Origin of the sequence: Streptomyces sp. NPDC046197 (assembly GCF_040646295.1) — a bacterium.
In the GTDB taxonomy this organism is placed as follows: Bacteria; Actinomycetota; Actinomycetes; order Streptomycetales; family Streptomycetaceae; genus Streptomyces.
Genome location: NZ_JBEYZY010000045.1, coordinates 13970 through 29982, shown reverse-complemented (window position 1 = coordinate 29982; position 16013 = coordinate 13970). Strand labels below are relative to the sequence as shown.

Annotated in this window: 14 protein-coding genes and 4 pseudogenes; 5 read left to right on the top strand and 13 right to left on the bottom strand. The window is 67.0% G+C overall.

Annotated elements, in window-relative coordinates:
- Positions 1–111 precede the first annotated feature (111 nt).
- Positions 112–573 (top strand): GNAT family N-acetyltransferase, encoded by a 462-nt coding sequence (locus tag AB0A61_RS36280; protein ID WP_361302370.1) that lies wholly within the window; start codon positions 112–114, stop codon positions 571–573.
- 9 nt (positions 574–582) lie between these two features.
- Here AB0A61_RS36280 and AB0A61_RS36275 read toward each other — a convergent pair.
- From AB0A61_RS36275 to AB0A61_RS36245, 7 genes and pseudogenes are all read right to left on the bottom strand, one after another.
- Positions 583–1457, bottom strand: a pseudogene (locus AB0A61_RS36275) (IS5 family transposase).
- Positions 1458–1536: 79 nt separating this feature from the next.
- Entirely contained in the window at positions 1537–2298 is a 762-nt protein-coding gene (locus AB0A61_RS36270; RefSeq protein WP_361302318.1) for an alpha/beta hydrolase, read from the bottom strand.
- Between the two features lie 483 nt (positions 2299–2781).
- Positions 2782–2940, bottom strand: a complete 159-nt coding sequence (locus AB0A61_RS36265) for a hypothetical protein (RefSeq protein WP_361302315.1) — start codon at positions 2938–2940, stop codon at positions 2782–2784.
- Positions 2940–3628 (bottom strand): annotated as a pseudogene (locus tag AB0A61_RS36260) (ATP-binding protein); the annotation flags it as partial. The gene AB0A61_RS36265 and the pseudogene AB0A61_RS36260, both read right to left, overlap by 1 nt.
- Positions 3629–4005: 377 nt before the next feature.
- The gene (locus AB0A61_RS36255; protein ID WP_361302312.1) at positions 4006–4680 is read right to left on the bottom strand and encodes a hypothetical protein; all 675 of its coding nucleotides are present in this window, start codon (positions 4678–4680) and stop codon (positions 4006–4008) included.
- Between the two features lie 813 nt (positions 4681–5493).
- Positions 5494–5784 (bottom strand): hypothetical protein, encoded by a 291-nt coding sequence (locus tag AB0A61_RS36250; RefSeq protein ID WP_361302309.1) that lies wholly within the window; start codon positions 5782–5784, stop codon positions 5494–5496.
- 65 nt (positions 5785–5849) lie between these two features.
- The gene (locus tag AB0A61_RS36245; RefSeq protein WP_361302306.1) at positions 5850–6356 is read right to left on the bottom strand and encodes a MarR family transcriptional regulator; all 507 of its coding nucleotides are present in this window, start codon (positions 6354–6356) and stop codon (positions 5850–5852) included.
- A gap of 70 nt (positions 6357–6426) precedes the next feature.
- Between AB0A61_RS36245 and AB0A61_RS36240 the strand changes: the two genes are divergently transcribed.
- Positions 6427–7347 carry an EamA family transporter gene (locus AB0A61_RS36240; RefSeq protein WP_361302368.1) on the top strand — a complete coding sequence of 307 codons (921 nt, stop codon included), beginning with the start codon at positions 6427–6429 and terminating at the stop codon, positions 7345–7347.
- 95 nt (positions 7348–7442) lie between these two features.
- On the opposite strand, the pseudogene AB0A61_RS36235 reads toward AB0A61_RS36240, so the two are convergent.
- The 4 genes and pseudogenes from AB0A61_RS36235 to AB0A61_RS36220 all read right to left on the bottom strand — a co-directional run bounded on the left by AB0A61_RS36235 (position 7443) and on the right by AB0A61_RS36220 (position 10817).
- Positions 7443–8539: pseudogene (locus AB0A61_RS36235) on the bottom strand (integrase core domain-containing protein).
- Between the two features lie 327 nt (positions 8540–8866).
- Positions 8867–9607, bottom strand: coding sequence for an alpha/beta hydrolase fold domain-containing protein (locus tag AB0A61_RS36230; RefSeq protein WP_361302303.1), 741 nt, complete (start codon positions 9605–9607; stop codon positions 8867–8869).
- 389 nt (positions 9608–9996) lie between these two features.
- Positions 9997–10287, bottom strand: coding sequence for a transcriptional regulator (locus AB0A61_RS36225; RefSeq protein ID WP_361302365.1), 291 nt, complete (start codon positions 10285–10287; stop codon positions 9997–9999).
- Between the two features lie 62 nt (positions 10288–10349).
- Entirely contained in the window at positions 10350–10817 is a 468-nt protein-coding gene (locus tag AB0A61_RS36220) for a hypothetical protein (protein ID WP_361302300.1), read from the bottom strand.
- Positions 10818–11121: 304 nt separating this feature from the next.
- Between AB0A61_RS36220 and AB0A61_RS36215 the strand changes: the two genes are divergently transcribed.
- From AB0A61_RS36215 to AB0A61_RS36205, 3 genes and pseudogenes are all read left to right on the top strand, one after another.
- The gene (locus AB0A61_RS36215) at positions 11122–12051 is read left to right on the top strand and encodes a WD40 repeat domain-containing protein (RefSeq protein ID WP_361302297.1); all 930 of its coding nucleotides are present in this window, start codon (positions 11122–11124) and stop codon (positions 12049–12051) included.
- Between the two features lie 458 nt (positions 12052–12509).
- Positions 12510–13034, top strand: coding sequence for a GNAT family N-acetyltransferase (locus AB0A61_RS36210; RefSeq protein ID WP_361302294.1), 525 nt, complete (start codon positions 12510–12512; stop codon positions 13032–13034).
- A gap of 34 nt (positions 13035–13068) precedes the next feature.
- Positions 13069–13317 (top strand): annotated as a pseudogene (locus AB0A61_RS36205) (Tn3 family transposase); the annotation flags it as partial.
- 236 nt (positions 13318–13553) lie between these two features.
- Here the strand turns inward: AB0A61_RS36205 and AB0A61_RS36200 are convergent.
- Complete coding sequence (locus AB0A61_RS36200; protein WP_361302291.1) at positions 13554–14891, bottom strand: MFS transporter; 1338 nt, start codon at positions 14889–14891, stop codon at positions 13554–13556.
- Positions 14888–15553: a helix-turn-helix domain-containing protein gene (locus AB0A61_RS36195; RefSeq protein ID WP_361302288.1), complete on the bottom strand. Its 666-nt coding sequence runs from the start codon at positions 15551–15553 to the stop codon at positions 14888–14890. Before AB0A61_RS36195 ends, AB0A61_RS36200 begins: the two co-directional genes overlap by 4 nt.
- Positions 15554–16013: the final 460 nt, after the last annotated feature.

Sequence of the window (16013 nt, the reverse complement as noted above, 5' to 3'; positions counted from 1 at the left end):
CTCTGTGGCCTGTGTTTCTATGCCGGAGTGAACATCGAGAGCTCTGGGGTGCCTGTTGAGAGGCCGAGCCGCCGGGTCCGGCAGAGGGTTGATGGCGATGTTGCGGAGTGCGTGCGGGTCCTCGCGGAGGTCCATCAGCTTGACGGCTATCCGGTGAACTGGCCTGATCAGCCCGGCGAGTGGCTGTCACGCGGTCCCCTGCTGGGTTCCTGGGTTGCCGAACTCGAAGGCCGCCTGGCTGGGCATGTCAGTTTGTCGCAAGGCGGCGAAGGCGATCTGGCCCCGATGTTGTGGAGCGAGCGGAACGGGGCGACGCGAGGTATGACCGCCGTGGTCAGCAGGCTGTTCGTTGCCCCGCAGGCGAGGGGACATCGGATCGGCGCACTGCTGATTGGCCAAGCAGTGGAGGAAGCGCGGCGTCGTGGCCTGCATCCGGTGCTCGACGTCGTCGCATCCGATACCGCAGCGACAGCCCTGTATGAGCGGCTGGGCTGGGAGCTGATGGCTATGGTCGAGCAGCAGTGGAGCCCGCATCAGACGGTGGCCATCCGCTGTTACGCAGCGCCATCGTGACGTGGCCAGTCACAGCCACTCGTTGATGGCCGAGACGAGGACGGTCGCCTCGTAGCGGACCGCGAGCTTGTCGTATCTGGTGGCCACAGCTCGGTGCCTTTTCAGGCGATTGATGCCGCACGCGACCGCGTGCCGGGCCTTGTAGTCCTGCGGGTCGAACTTCGGGGGCCGGCCGCCGCGCGAGCCGCGTTTCTTGCGGTTGCGGGCCTGGTCGGCCTTGTCCGGGATGGTGCAGCGGATCCCGCGCCGCCGCAGGTGAGCACGGTTCTTCCGGGAGGCGTACGCCCTGTCGGCGCGCACGCGATCGGGCCGGGTGCGCGGCCTGCCCGGCCCACGACGCGGGACACGAACCTTGTCCAGGACCGGCTCGAACTGCGGAGAATCGCCCCGTTGCCCGGCCGTGATCACGATGGCCATGGGCTTCTGACCCTGTTCGACGGCCAGGTGCAGCTTGGTCGTCAGGCCGCCGCGCGAGCGCCCGAGCCCGTGGTCGTCAGGCTCGACGGTGAGGCCGCCGGGCGGCTCCTTCTGCAGCTCCCCTTTTTCCTCGCACCGGCGGCGTGCTGGTGGGCCCGGACGACGGTGGAGTCGACGTTGATGTCCCAGGTGATCAACTCTTTCGCGTCGGCCCGGGCCTGGAGTTCGGTGAAGATCCGATGCCAGGTGCCGGCCCGCTGCCAGCGCCGGAAAAGGTCGTACGCCCGACCCCACGGACCGTACTCGGCGGGGAGGTCCCGCCACGGGATGCCCGTGCGGATCCGGAACCGTATACCGTCGATCAGCTGCCGCCTGGCCCACGTCGGCGGCCGTCCGGGCTTCTTGCCCTTCGGCAACAGCGGTTCCAGCACCGCCCATTGCGCGTCCGTCAGATCTCCACGTGCCACGAACCAAGATCATCTCACGTTCAAGATTCACTTTCGACACACGCCCTAGTACGGTGCGGGCGTCCTATTCCCCGTCGCCCTATTTCCACATGTAGTTCTCGGCGGCGTCGACGATCAGATTCTTGACCGCCTGCGGCTGCGAGACCAGGGACACGTGGGAGGAGTTGATCTCCACCGTCTTTCGGGCGTTCGCCCGCTTCGCCTCGTACCGCTCCAGGCTCGGGTTGATCGCCTGGTCCTGCTTGCCGACAAGGACGTAGACGGGCTTGTCCCGCCATGCGGCGCCGGTGAGCTTGTCCGCAAACGCCGACAGCGCGATCGGCCGCTGCGTGGCTCCCAGAATATCGGTCTGACTCGTGGGCAGGTCCGCGGCGAACACCTGGTGCAGTCTGTCCGGCTGTACGTACACGTCCGTGCCGGTGGTGCCGTCACCGTTGCGGAAGGGCACTTGCTTCAGGGCCTTGGTGAGGGGGGCGGGAGCGAACTTCGCCGACAGGCTGGAGAACGATTCTCCCACGTCGGGCATGATCGCGTTGATGTACACGAGGGCCTTCACGTTGTCGTTCCCGACGGCGGCCTGGGAGATCACCTCGCCGCCGTAGGAATGACCGGCCAGCACGATCGGTCCCTTGATGGACTTCAGGAAGCTCGCGAGGTAGGCCGAGTCCTGGGGTATGCCGCGGAGCGGGATGGCCGGTGCAGCCACCGTGTAGCCGTTCTTCTGGAGGCGTTCCACGACACCGTTCCAGCTCGACGCGTCGGCGAAGGCGCCGTGCACGAGCACGATCGTGGGCTTCTGCCTGCCGGGATCGCCGCTCGGACCACCTGCCTGTGCCGTCACGGCTCCCAGCGTGGAGGCGGTTGCCGATACCGCCAGAAGTGCCACGCCCCAACGGACGACGGTCAGGTCGCGGCGCGACTTGCAGGGTATTCGCATGTCGTTCCTTCGGTGCGAGGGCGTCGGGCGACACCCGGGATTCCAGAGTCGAGGACACCTGCCGGCGTGGCCCGGCGCACGGGCCATCCGAGTGAACGCATCCCGGCGGTGGGGCGTCTCCCGCTCTCTCGATGGCTGTGCTTCCGGGTCCCGCACCGTGACCATCGGCCAATCACCCTCGGACTCGCCCTCGTCGCAGCCGTCTACGGTTTCTGGCTCACGCCCTGGCCCGAACCGGTGCCGAACTCCGCGAAGGCGTAGGCGCAGTAGCTGGGGCTCTGGTCGTAGTGCTGCCACGGTTCCCCGGGTGCGACTCCCTCGCGATCGACGAAGGCTTCTGGATCGAACCCGTCCAACGCCCCGGCGAACCCGAACCATGCCTCATCGTCATCCTCCGCATCCCAGGAGGACGCGAAAACCCACCACGCCTGCGGGCACGCTCAACGGCAGGGCCAGCACAAGCATGCCGACGGCCACGGCGAGTACGGCCAGGGCGCTTGCCGCTGCGGTGATGCGCCGGGAGCGGTCCCAGGATGAAGAGGTCATCAGGCACGTTCCTTCAAACGGGCACCGACAGCCTCACCGCTAGGCGGCGCGGACCCCGTCTCGCAGGCCGTGCTCGTGCGGCGTCCCGGTGTGGTGGTGACAGGCGTGGCGATAGCGCGATGCGGGGGATGACGGCCTTGATGCGGCCGGTGTTCTGCCGAGGGCAGGTCAGCAGGAACTCGCCCTCGCGGCCGCGTTGGCCGACGGGGGACAAGCCGGTGTTCACCAGCCGCAGCAGCTCGGGGTCGTGCGCATCCAGGCCGACGAACTCAGGGCCCCGGCGGGCGCGTTCACGATCCGCAGTACGGGCGAGTGCCCGGTAGGCCATCAGACCGCGGTCGGGGCCGAGTTCCTCGGCGTCGTGGGATCCGGCGAGGAGGCCGGCGCCGTGCTTGCGGCCGGCGTGGAGGATTTCGTGGACCAGGGCGGTGCCCTCGGCGGACGAGGTGAGCCAGTACAGCTCGTCCAGGACCACCGCGGTGAACTGCTCGGGGTTCTCGAACGCCTTTGCCGGGCGATCGCGGCGATCCGGTAGAGCACCGCGCGGCCGATCAGCGCTTCCAGTGACTGCTGGTGCAGTACTTCGGGCTTGTCGAACGCGGCCTTCGGGGGCAGCTTCAGCCCCGCTGTCGTGATCACGCATGTCGGGGGCGCTGGAGGCGTCCAGCCTGACCGGCGGCAACGCCGGACACCCCGACCTCTCACCTGCCGCCGCCTTCCGACTCGGCGACCTGCTCTTCGCCTACGACATGGCAGCCGGAGACATGGCGCTAGCATGGCGAAACGAGGCCCGGATGCCCTGCAGACCGCAGTCGATTCGGACCGCCCGGTGGACGGACCACAGGCTGCCAGACTCCTCATCCGACAGCAGCACCAAGCCCAGTGACCTGAGTCAGAGGTTCGTCGTTGCTTTGGCGGACCGATGGCACCGGACCGGTCGGACCAGGAGAATGCGCCCTGTGCAAGACGGGACTGATCCGGCAAGCGGTAGGTCATCCTCGGCCGAACCGCTCAGCGGTCGGCACGGCTGGCTGCCGCTGCAGCGGCAGCGTGCTGCCTGGCGTTTTACTCGGCCCGCTGGGATGGTGCCTCGTCCCGGGACGTTGCGGTGGTCTGCCCGGCTGCGTGGCGGGCAGTGTAGAAGACGGAGCTGCCCTGCTTGGTCCGCTGAGCCCGGTTCTTGGCGACGAGGCCTTCCAGGGCGGTGCGTACGACCGTGATTTTGATGCCGCGCTCGGGATGGGCCTTGTCGAGTGCGGTGGCGACATCCGCCGCGGAACGCGGTTCGCTCTGCTCGGTGAGGTGGCCGCCGACGAGTTCGACCAGCGTGGGCCGGGCCGCCTTCACGGCTGCGGCGTCACCTGCGGGCTTCTTGCCGGCCGTCGTCTTCTTGGAGACGGACTTGTTGGTCGCGGTGCGGTCCTGTGCGTCGGCGGTCTTCTTCCCTCGTGTCCGCTTGCCGGCGCGGGGCTCACCAGCGGTCTTCTTGGTGCGGGGGGCGGGCACGGTGGAGGGGTCCGAGGCGGTCGCCGGCTGCACCGGGGTGGGGGATTGGCCAAGCGCCTGCTGCACGTTGACCAGCACGGAGTGGTCGCGCCGCAGGGCAGCCAACTGCTCCTGCAGCGCAGCGATGTCCACGCCGATGCGTTCCTGCTCCTTGGCGTTGCGTTCGAGGTCGCTGGTCACCTGGGCGGCGTACTTCGACGCCAGCTCGGTGGTGGCCGTTGTGCTCTGCGACATGGTGTTGACCTTTCTTGGGTTCCCTGGCTCGGTGTGTCACAGCTGGCGTAGGCGTAGAGCGCCACGCGCGGGTGCTCGGGCTGGTGTCTGAGGGCAGCGACGGTCACTGCTGCAAAGAGCCCTTCCGCAGAGATAGTACGGATGAGTGATGTGTGTTGTTGCTCTGGAGTGATGTCTTTTTGCTCGAGCTGAGCTTCAGGGCCGGTGCACGTGGTGCTGTCTGGCGTGTACTGCAGAGTGCAGTGGAGTGCCCTCGTGAGCAAGTTTCCACAGGACTTCGTCCGCGTCCCGGTGATGGTGCCAGGCGGCCAGGATGCGTGTGGCCGTCAGCCGGTCGAGCAACTCTGCGGTCTGCTGAGGGGAGTGCCCGCACAGACGGGCGAGGACGTCCATATCGGCGTGGTGGTGGACTGGTCGGACGTGTGGACGGCCAGCACGAGTGCGGTCAGTCGCACCGGTGGTGGTGCGGTATACGGCAGGAGCAAGGGCATGGGTTGCAAAGCCCCAGTGCGCGGCGTGGCGGCGTGCACTGCGACCGGGAGCCTGGTCCAGGACCGCCTCATCCAGCAGTCGCACCTCCACGGCGCCGACTTGAGGCCGGGCAGCTGGAGCCATTGGCCGTGGTCCCCTCCTGCCACGGTTCCTGGCGCCCGTACAGCCGCATGCCGCGCAGCAGGCCTGCCGGAAGCCGGACGTGTCCGCGGGTGTCGGCGCGCAGCGCGCATTGCAGGACCAGCAGCCGGGCGGCCGGGGGAGGTGAACCAGGGGAGGGTGGAGGCGAGGTAGGTGAGTATCTCCCGCACGAGCAGCCGCTCATCGGATTCCGGCCCGGGTCTGCTGGGTGTTGGAGCCGGTGAGCAGCCTGGAGAGCGTACCTGGTGGGGGCCGAGCAGCATGTCCGGCACGACGGCGGTATTGCTGGTAGGCGCCGTGCAGGCGGTGCAGGCATCGGTCCTTGGATGCACAGGCGTACGCGATGTGCGCGGGACCGGTCAACAGCGTTGCCGGGTCGACGCCGGCCGCCCGTGACTTGCGGTTGAGGAGATAACCGTTCGTGGCGTCCTGCGCGGCCAGGTACTGCGCCCGCACATCCGCGTTGTACATCTGCCGTATCTGCTCGTGCCTGTGTCTGAACCCCAAGGCACGAGGTGCGGCCGGAGGGCGGCGGGTCATTTGCTGTCGGATGAAGGCGGATTTTCCATGTGTGAGAGCCAGGTTGTGAGCAGTCCTTCGAGTGCTTTGGTCTCGGCGGGCGTCAGCAGGTCCAGCAGGCGGCGTTCGTTGCGCATGTGGTCGGTGAATGCCTGGTCGATCAGTTCGCGTCCAGGCCGGGTGAGAGCGACGATCCGGCTGCGCTGGTCGTCACCGGAACGGCGGCGGGTGACGAGTCCGGCTCGCTCCAAGCGGTCGATTCTCTTCGTCATCGCGCCGGTGGTGACCATGGTGTGGGCGGCGAGTTCGCCGGGTGCCCGTTCGTAGGGCTCACCGGCGCGGCGCAGTGCGCACAGGACGTCGAACTCTCCCTCGCTCAGGCCGTAGCGCCGGTAGACGAGGCACAGCTCGTCGGTAAGGTGGTCGGCCAGGCGGTGCAGCCGGCCGATCACGCCCTGAGGGGCGATGTCGACGTCGGGCCGTTCGCGCCGCCAGTCGGCCTGGATGCGTGCTACGCGGTCCATCGGTTGCCAGTCTTCCACGGGCACCAATATACCTTCCTGGTAAGCTATATTTCCTTCCATGGAAGCTAATATGCGCTGGGTGGCACTGACCGCAGTCGCGCCGGTGGCCTGGGGGACCAACTACTTCGTCACCCATGAGTTCCTCCCCTCGGACCGTCCGCTGTATGGGGCTGCGCTGCGGGCGCTGCCTGCCGGCCTCGTCCTGCTGGCCTTGTGCAGACAGCGGCCACGCGGCGCGTGGTGGTGGCGGTCTGCCGTACTCGGGTTGCTCAACGTGAGCATGTTCTTCGTCCTCGTCTACGCCGCATCCCAGCTGCTTCCGACGAGCGTCGCCTCGACTGTCATGGCGATGTCCCCGCTGACGATGATGGTTATAGCCTGGCCCTTGGTGTCCGAGCGGCCTCGGACCGCCCACTTGGCCGGCGCCGCGATGGGGCTCGCTGGTGTGTGTCTCATGCTGCTGGCGGGGGCGAGAGCAGTAAGCGTGCCGGGAGTCCTCGCCTCGGCCGCAGCCATGCTGATGTCGTCCTTCGGCTACATTCTGACCAAACGGTGGAGTGCCGATGTTGACGTGCTCGCCTCGACGACCTGGCAGCTCACGGCCGGAGGTCTGTTCCTGCTCCCGGTCGCCGCAGCCGTGGAAGGCCCTCCCCCCTCCCTCTCCGTGTCGGCGCTGCTCGCGTTCGGCTACGTCACCCTGGTCGCCACCGCACTGGCCTTTGTTGCCTGGTTCACCGGACTGCGGCACCTGCCCGCGGGGACCGTGGGTCTGATCGGGCTGCTCAACCCCGCTACTGGCGTGCTGCTCGGCACCGCGGTCGCCGGGGAGGCGCTGACCATCCAGCAGTTGTGCGGGCTGGCACTGGTCCTGGCCGGAGTCGTCCTTGGACGACCCGCGCGTACGGGGCAACGCGGCAACGGACAGGCACCTACCCATCCCGTACCCGGCGGGTATCCCGCGCGAGAACCCTCTACTTGCAATCCCCGGTGAGGACACTGGGGCTCCCGGCAGCCACTTCTGCCTGCGTAGGGTGGCCGCATGGGTGAGGGCAGGGTTGTGGCTGCCGATTATTCCATCCGGCCAGGTCAGGCGGCGTGTCGGTATTCGTGTATAACTCCGGTGAGCCGGTCTCGGCGGCGTATGTCCAGACGGGAGATCCGCTCGGGATCGGTGATCGGTTCGGGGACAGCGCGCAGTGGTGCTGCCTGGTTCATCGCTTGATGGGGCCGGTGCGCGTTGTGGTGCAGCTCGAACTGGCGGAGTGCGTAGCGCAGGTGGCGCTCGTTCCAGATGAGGGTGCGGTCCAGAAGTTCGTGGCGGCAGGTCTGGACCCAGCGCTCCATGATTGAGTTCATGCGTGCCATCCGGACGCCGGTGAGCACCGTCTGGATGCCGGCGTCTTCCAGAATCTGGTCGAAGAGCGAGGGGAACTTCGCGTCCCGGTCCCGGATCAGGTAGGTGACGGTGGCTGCGGGGTCCTCGAGGTCCATGACGAGGTTGCGTGCGGCCTGGCTCACCCAGTGGGCGGTGGGGTGCTCCGTGGTGCCGAGTATCCGGATGCGGCGGGTGGCGTGCTCAATGACCGCGAGGGTGTACTGGCGTCGGCCGGTCAGGGTGACGGTCTCGATGAAGTCGCAGGCCAGGAGAGCGTCGGCCTGGGAGTTCAGGAAGTCGGCCCAGGTCGTGGCGGCCCGATTCGGTGCGGGGTCGATTCCTTCGCTCTTGAGGATCTCCCAGACGGTGGAGGCCGCGATGTCGATGCCGAGGGTGGCGAGTTCGCCGTGCACTCTGCGGTAGCCCCACGACGGGTTCTCCCGGACCAGACGCTGGATCCGGACGCGGATCGAGCGAGCGGTGGGCGGGTGGCCCGGCCTCTTGGGTCGGCAGATGCGGGCGTGGCGCTGCTTGATGAGGTCGCGGTGCCATCACAGTACGGTGTCGGGCTGGACCAGCAGCCGGAGTCGGCGCAGAACCTGGCGCGGCAGCGGCATCAGCAGAGCGGCGAGGAAGGCTCGGTCTTCCGGGGCGAACTTCACCCGGTCCTTGCCGAGCTGCCGTTCAAGGACGGTGATCTGGTGGCGCAGGGCGAGGATCTCTGCGTCCTTGTCGCGGTCGCTCATCGGTAGCAGCTGCAGCGCGGCGAACGCGTGGTGATGGTTAGGCAGGCGAGACGAATCAACACGAGTGTTCATCCTGCCGCAGCACCGAACAAGCCCTTGAGGTGCATGGATGACATTCTCGGCAGGCGCAGAGCGTCATCAGGGCCCCAGAAGCGTTGGACGGTGACGCGTTCTGGGTTGCGGTTCCATAGGTGCCATGGCTCTTGCTACGGGACCGCTGTAGGTGACCAACTCCGCCTTCTGGATCACTGAGCCGACCAGCGAGGTGCGCCAGTGGGCGAGCAACGCCGGGCAGCGTGGTGTGCTACTCGGGCGGATGGAGGCCTTCGAAAGCATCGATCGGGCACATCCACTTCGGGCCGAGCTCGGCCAAGGAGCAGAGAGCTCGGCTATGCCGCTGCGGCGGCTGCGGTTTCGAGGAGGATGTGGGCTGTTCGTCGGCCTGCGTCTTGGGCTTGTGGGGAGCGGGCGGGGACGCAGGTGTTGGCGGTGGGGTCGTATTCGGTCATCACCACGCCGGCGTGGTCGGTGGGGAGTGCAACGTAGTTGGCTGTGTGTCCCGCATGGTGGAGGGCATTCAAGAGGTCCGTCGAGTGGCTGCTGGGAACGATGGTGTCGGCGCTGCCGTGGATGAGCCGTATGGGCACCGAGGGGAGAGGTGATGCCTTGCTGACGCTGGTCAAAGGTGCGGTGCCAGTGGTGCGTGAGGGCACGTCGTAGCGCCCTGCGATGCCGACGGCGGCTGAGGGCTGCCAGCCGTTGCATGCGTGGTGGTCCAGGGCCAGGGCAACGGCGGCTCCGGCTCCGGCTGACCACCCGGCCAGGACGATGGTGTTGCTGCTGCCGGCGAAGTGGGATGCGTGTTCGCGGACGTAGCGGAGTGAGGCAAGAAGGTCGTTCTTGCCGCGGTCGGCTGCCTCTGGGCGCCAGTCGGGGACCACGATGGTCGCGCCGAGGCCGGCTGCTGTGCGGGCGAGGGGGGCCAGGACGTGCTTTTCGTTGGTGCCGCTTCCGTGCCATAGGAGCACTGTCGGGGTGGGACTTGGGTTGTCCGGCTTGTAAATGTCGAGGAGTTGTGCGGTTGAGGCGTCGCCGGTGTAGGGGACATTGTGGCTGATCGTGATGTGCAACAGGAGTGCTCCTTGGACGGCTACGGGTGGAGGACCTGAGGGGTGGAGGCGGCTGTCTGTACGACGGGGGAGTGGGCGAAAGCTAGCGAGGCTGCTATGAGCCAGTCGGTTTCAGGTGCGTGCAGTTACTGACCTTGGCGGCGTCATGTCGTTGAGGGCTGACGATGTGTGATCGTCGCAGTATGCCTGTTGTGTGAGGTATTCGCAGGGTGGTGGGATGACGCCTGAACGGCAGGCGTTTCGCGAGCGGATCCGGCTGGAGGAGGCGGCCGTGGATCTGTTCGCCCAAGGACTGCGCGGCGGAGTCGTTTTGGCCGGTGCCTGAGCGCCGGAGCTGGACATGCGCAGCTCAGTTCACGGGTGCTGCACTGTGCTGGGGCCGGGGCGCGTCAGGATCCGGCGGCGGCTTGCGGGCTTGGGCCGTCCAGGGCCGAACCGAGTGCCGCGGCGTCGGCGGCGATGCGCTGCAGGGCGGCGAGATGTCCGGACAGGGCGGTGCGGCCTTGGCTGCTCAGGCTGAGCCAGGTGCGGGGGCGTTTGCCCACATAGCCCTTGCGCACCGTGACGTAGGAGGCCGACTCCAGCACCGAAATGGTCTTGCTGAGGGCGGAGTCGGAGATCTGGCAGCCGTCACGGACCGCACCGAACTCCGCCTCGGCACAGCCGGAAAGGAAGGCCATGATGGCCAGCCGGGTCGGATGCTGGATCAGTGGGTCCAGGGCGGGCGGTGGGGCGTCGCTGCTCACGAGCCGGCCCCCGTTCTACGCTCGCGCCGCAGGACGAGCCAGTTCACCAGCCCGCCGCAGAGGCCGGCGGCGATCACGAAGCCTGCCAGGTGCCAGAGCAGGGCCGCTGTTGCGGCGATCGCCAGGGCGCCCGCGTATGCGCTGATCAAGGCTTGGGGACTCACCGAGCGCGGGGAGATCTGGATGATTCCGGGGCGCTTTTCGAATCGCTGCGCGAGGACGCAGTGTGCGGCCACCAGCAGGGCAGCCGCCAGTTCGAGCGTCGCCGCCAGTTTCCAGGTCACGTGGGGCAGGGCCCACTGTAGGCCGAGACATCCGAGGCCGACCGCGAACAGCAGCCCGCTGGTGGCCGGATACCAGGCGGGCAGCGAGCGTGCCGGCCGTGCGGCGGCGTCTTTGGCTTCCCCAGCGGCCCGCAGGGCAGCGCGGGCTTCGGCAGCGGTCGGGTGCGGGATGTCGTCCATGGTCTTCTCCAGCCGCAAGTGGGGTAGTACTGGAATCCTGGCATTTACTTTCCTGTCAGGCAAGTACTAGCGTAGGCGGCAGATAATCAGTGTCCCTGGCCACGCCAGCGCGTGACACCCAGCCCACCAACAACCGACCGGCCCGGACCCAGACGCCTACGGGCCAGAGGCCCCACCCGCATGCCCCAAGCACCCCACGATCACCCAATCGGGATTCCCGTTCGATGATGGCGTCCAATCTTCAATAAATCACTGTCGCTGAACTGGAGGGGAAATGGCGCGAATTGTGCACCATGAGCGAGAGATGTCCATTGCGTCAGCTCATGAGGGCATCGTGTGGCCGCTGTTCCTTGCCGGGTTGCCGGGGGGTGAGACCCTCCTCGTCTCAGGGGCCGCGCACCCCGACTATCAACTGCGCCGCTGGGACGTGACCACCGGGGAAGTCCTGTGGGAGACAAGAGACGGAGAACTCTATTACGGGTGCTTCGGACTCGCGCTCAGCCTGGGCGACGGTAGGCAGATCCTCGCCGCAGCCACAGAAAACGGAGTGCAACGGCGGGACGCGAGCACCGGAAGTCCTCTCCCCGACATGCCGGACCTGACCCCTGGGACCATCTGGAGCGTCGACTCCTGTGCGATGGGAGATGGACGCGTCATGCTCATCGGGGCAGGAAACGACCACCTGGTTTACCGCTGGGATGCCATCACCGGCACCGCTCTGGGAGCACCACTCAGCGGGCACGGGAGCAGTGTGAAGTGTGTGAAAGCCGACCGCGTGCCAGGACGCGGCCTGCTGATCGCTTCGGCAGGCGACGATGGAACCGTTCGCCTGTGGGACGGAGGCAGCGGGGAAAGCTTGAGCACCTTCGCGGTGGGTGGCGAAGTAACGGACATCGACCTGTTCGTGCCTCGCGCAGGAATCCCAGTGCTCACCTGCGCAGATATCGACGGTGTGCTGTACCGGTGGAACGCGGTGTCCGGCGAGCCCCTGGGGCAACCCATCGAGACCGAAGACAGGGTCGGCTCCTTGACTTCGGTGGCAGTCGCCGACGAACCCAGACTCCTCGTCTCCTCAGAAAGCGGCGTCGTACGCCAATGGCATGCCACGACCGGACGCCTCCTGGACGACTCCATCCACGGGATCTCCGTCGCTGCTCTGGCCTATCCGAACGGCAGCATCATCCTCGCCACAGGTCTCGTGGACGGAGGCATCCACATTCGAACCCTGTCTTGAATCTCAGGTCGTCGTGGGCTCCGGAGCAGTCTGCGCTGGGAATCGCATGGCTCGGATGGATTCGACACCCATGAGCTGTTCAGGAGGCCCTGCCCGTATGCGTCAAGCGCACCGCGACCGCCCAAATCGGGACTCCCGTTCGACGCGCATCTCTCAAGATCGGAAAGACAACAGCTTCTTACCGATATCCCCACACCCGCCGGACCGACACCACGGCAAATCGGCATTCCGGCCACGGCCACATTGCTGCCCATCATCGGCGTTCGCCATGGCCAGGGAGAACCTTCTTGATCAGCAGGAGACCGGATCCTGCCAAAGCCCCTTGCGGACAGATAGGTTCATCGGGCGGCTCCCCGACGTCAGTGCCGTGCTGCCGAAACACTGGAGACGGGAAACCGGCGGACAGGCGACCGTGACTACCCGGGAGACTCGGGCTGAGATTGGAAGGGGGCAACGTCATGGCAGGCCGCTGGGTCAAGCTGGAGCTCGACCTGAAGACCTTCGACGCGACGCGCTTCGAGGCATACATCGAACGTTGCCGAACCACTGGCATTCGCCTCACCACGCTGGCCGAGCTCGGGGATAGCCCAGGCCACCGACGCGCACTCTACGAACTCAACAAGGAGTGCTCCGCCGACATCCCCGAGCGCGGCGAGTTCTACACGTTCGAGGAGTATCTCGAGCGCCGCATCGAGGTCCCTTCCTACGATCCGCGCGGTGTCGTGATCGCACTGGGCGACGATGGGTGGTGCGGACTCGCCGCGACATCCGACCATCGATCGTCCGGCTTTGTCTTCAACGAGATGACCGGGGTCAGGGCTGCCTACCGCGGCCGAGGCATCTCAATGGCGATGAAGACGGTCGGCATCCGATTCGCTGATCTATGCGGCGTGGACAGGATCCGGACCCTCCACCACCCGGCGAACACGGCCGCCATCGAGATGAACCGACGACTCGGTTACGCCGACGCCGAGTGGGACTGACCCCGAACACTCTTGACAACTCAGATTCCACAGAATGGCCCGCTACCTGCGGCTGCGCGACCTCCAGCGGGAGATCGAGGAGGGCCTGAACGTTATGGAGTTCTCCAACGGAGCCAACTCTGTGATCGCCTACGGCAAGGGCGGGGAGATCGCCTCGAACCGGCGCGACGAGCAGAAGATGTTCGTGCTGTGTCTGCGCATCCTCCAGTCCGCCCTGGTCTACGTGAACACCCTCATGCTTCATGACATCCTCGGCGAACCGGAGTGGGCCCGGCTTCTCACGCCTGCCGATCGGCGCGGCCTGACCCCGCTCTTCTGGTCGCACGTGCGTCCGTACGGGGAGGTCAACCTCGACATGGACACCCGCCTCGACCTTGCTGCAGTGAAATTTCCGGGTCCCCGAGTTGCGGCGGACGCCGCCGACCAGCAGTCATCTGAGCGTGCGTGGAGCGTGGGCGAGGTAGAAGGAGCGGTGGGAGGGAGAAGGAAGCCAGATGGTCCACCTCCCTCCCGTCGACGTCATGTCGCTGCTTTCGCACTGTCTTGTGAGGCGTCTTCCTTGGATTGCGGCTTCACGAGGCCCCGCCCACGCGTACGGTCTATCTCGCGCCATTCCGTCCGCAGTCCAGCCAGATTCGTGGTGAGGAAGTACGCGGCGCCGCAGGCGAGCAGCACCGGCACGAGTCCGACAGCGGTCACCGCCGCCCCGGCGAGCAGCCCGCCGAGAGGGATGCCTGCCCAGGCCAGCGAGTCACCGAGGGCGTTGACCCGGCCCAGCATCCGGCGCGGCACCCGCTCGAATCGGACTGCCCCCAGCACAGGATTGACGAAGCCGGCACCGAACCCACTGACCGCGAAGACGGCCAGTACCGCCCCCAACGGAGCATCGAAGGCCAGGATCAGGAACCTCGGTGCCCCGGCCAGCAGGAACCCGGTGAGAACCACCACCCGCCGCCGAAGCCGGTGCGCGACCACCGCGGCGATTAGGCTCCCGCCGACCGCTGCGGCCCCCATAATGCTGCCCATCAGGCCGATCTCGGTCGGCCCGTTGCCGGACTCCCTGGCCCAGACGGGTATGAGCACCGAGGTGATCGCCGCGTCCAGCAGGTTGGTGATGCCGACCATGACGATCACGGTGAGCAGCAGCGGCTCGCCGCGCAGGAAAGTGAAGCCTTCGCCGAATTGCCGCCAGTAGCCCGGTCCCGTTCCCCCGGCCGGCGAGGGGGCTTCCTCGACCGCGTGCCCCATGCCGCGAGGCAGCGCGAGTTTGATGATCACCGATCCGAGGGCGAAGCAGCCCGCGTTGACGGCAAGTCCCGTCAGGGGACCGAGCAGCGCCACCAGGGATCCGCCGACCGCCAGGCCGACGGTAGAGGCGAGCCGCTCGATCACACCGGCCAGACCGGTGGCCCGCTCCAGCGGCACCCGGCCGCGCTCAGCCGCCTCCGGGACCATCACCTCCTTGGCCAGGTCGCCGGGTCCCCGGGCCGCGCCGATCAGCGCGACCAGAACCAGCAGAAGGGGAAAGGACAGCAGGTCCAGGGCGTGGAGCAGGGGAACCGCGGCGGCGGCGGTCGCGCTGGCCAGATCGGTGGTCCAGGAAACAGTTCGCGGGCCGATCCGGTCCACCAGCGGCCCGGTGAACGCCTTGACCACCACATAGGGAGTCATCTCGCAGAAGGCGACCAGTCCGGTCTGGGTGGCGCTACCAGTTGCGACGAGGACGAACCAGGGCAGTGCCACAACGGAGATCCGAGTGCCGGTCAGCGACACAACCATGGCCGCCAGCACCCCGCCCAGCGGCCGTAAGGACCTCTTGCCGGGTATGCCGCCGGCCTCCGAGGCGTCGTCGGTCATGACGTCGGGCTTCCTTCCTCTTCCTGAGCGCCGGAAGGGAGCGACGACACGGAAGGCGCATCCAGTTCGGGCAGGATCTGCGTGATCACGGCGACCCGTTCGGCTCCCTCCGGTGCACTGGCCGCCGTCTCCGGCGCGTCTCGCCGGTAGCGCGCGATGACGTCCGTCAACTCCCGGTACAGGGCGGCGGCTTCCTCGGGCGTGAGCCGCAAGGCCCAGTCGCTCATGTCGAAGGTGTTCCGCCATGCGCGGGGCATCGTCTGAAGCTCGTTCAGGGTCTGCTGCGTGCGCAGGGTGTAGATGGCGGCGACGGACTGCTGGTAGGCCAATGATGCTTCGGGCTCCCGCTCGGCCAGCTCCGGATCGTTGAACCAGGTAGTCCGGTGCACCGAACGCCACCAGCGCTCTCGCGCGTTGCCGCGTTCGGTGTCCTCCTCGACGAAACCGGCCGCGCCGAGTTGCCGGAGGTGATAGCTGGCCGTACCGGAATTCACGCCCAGCCGCTCCGCGAGGCGGGTGGCCGTCGACGGGCCGTACTTGCGCAACAGCCCTACCAACTGCACGCGCACCGGATGCGCCAGGGCACGCAGCCCCTTGGCATCCAGGACAACCGAGTCCTCTTCAACGTTCGGGCCATCCGGCCTCTCCACTGCATCAGCCATGCGACACACGGTAGTCCGCAAAGAGTTCTTCGCAAAGAGACCTTCGCGAAGAACTCTTTGCGGTTCAGCTCGCTTGCGAGGGGCCGCTACCCATATATCGACCGGCAGTTGGACACGAGGCCGGGGCCGGAAGCTCCTGGGGGAGGTGCGTCCAACAAGGGCGTGCAGAAACCGGAAGGAGCTAGTCCACTGCTTCGCGACCGGAGTTGGAAGAAGTCACCCCAAAAATTTCCCGCAGACAGCGGGTCGCCCGGCCCGCACGTTTACAGGCGGACACGCGGCGCTGCCTGCGATTGTGAGAAGACAGTCAAGCCCACTACCTTCGAGAGAAGGTTTAACTAAACCATCAGCACCAGATTGTGTGGCCTAGGCCGTACGCTTCCTTAGAAAGTACGGGTGCAAAGCAGGGTATCGTCGTCCCTGCCCCACGGATCCTCCCGAACTGAGCGGCGAATCCAGC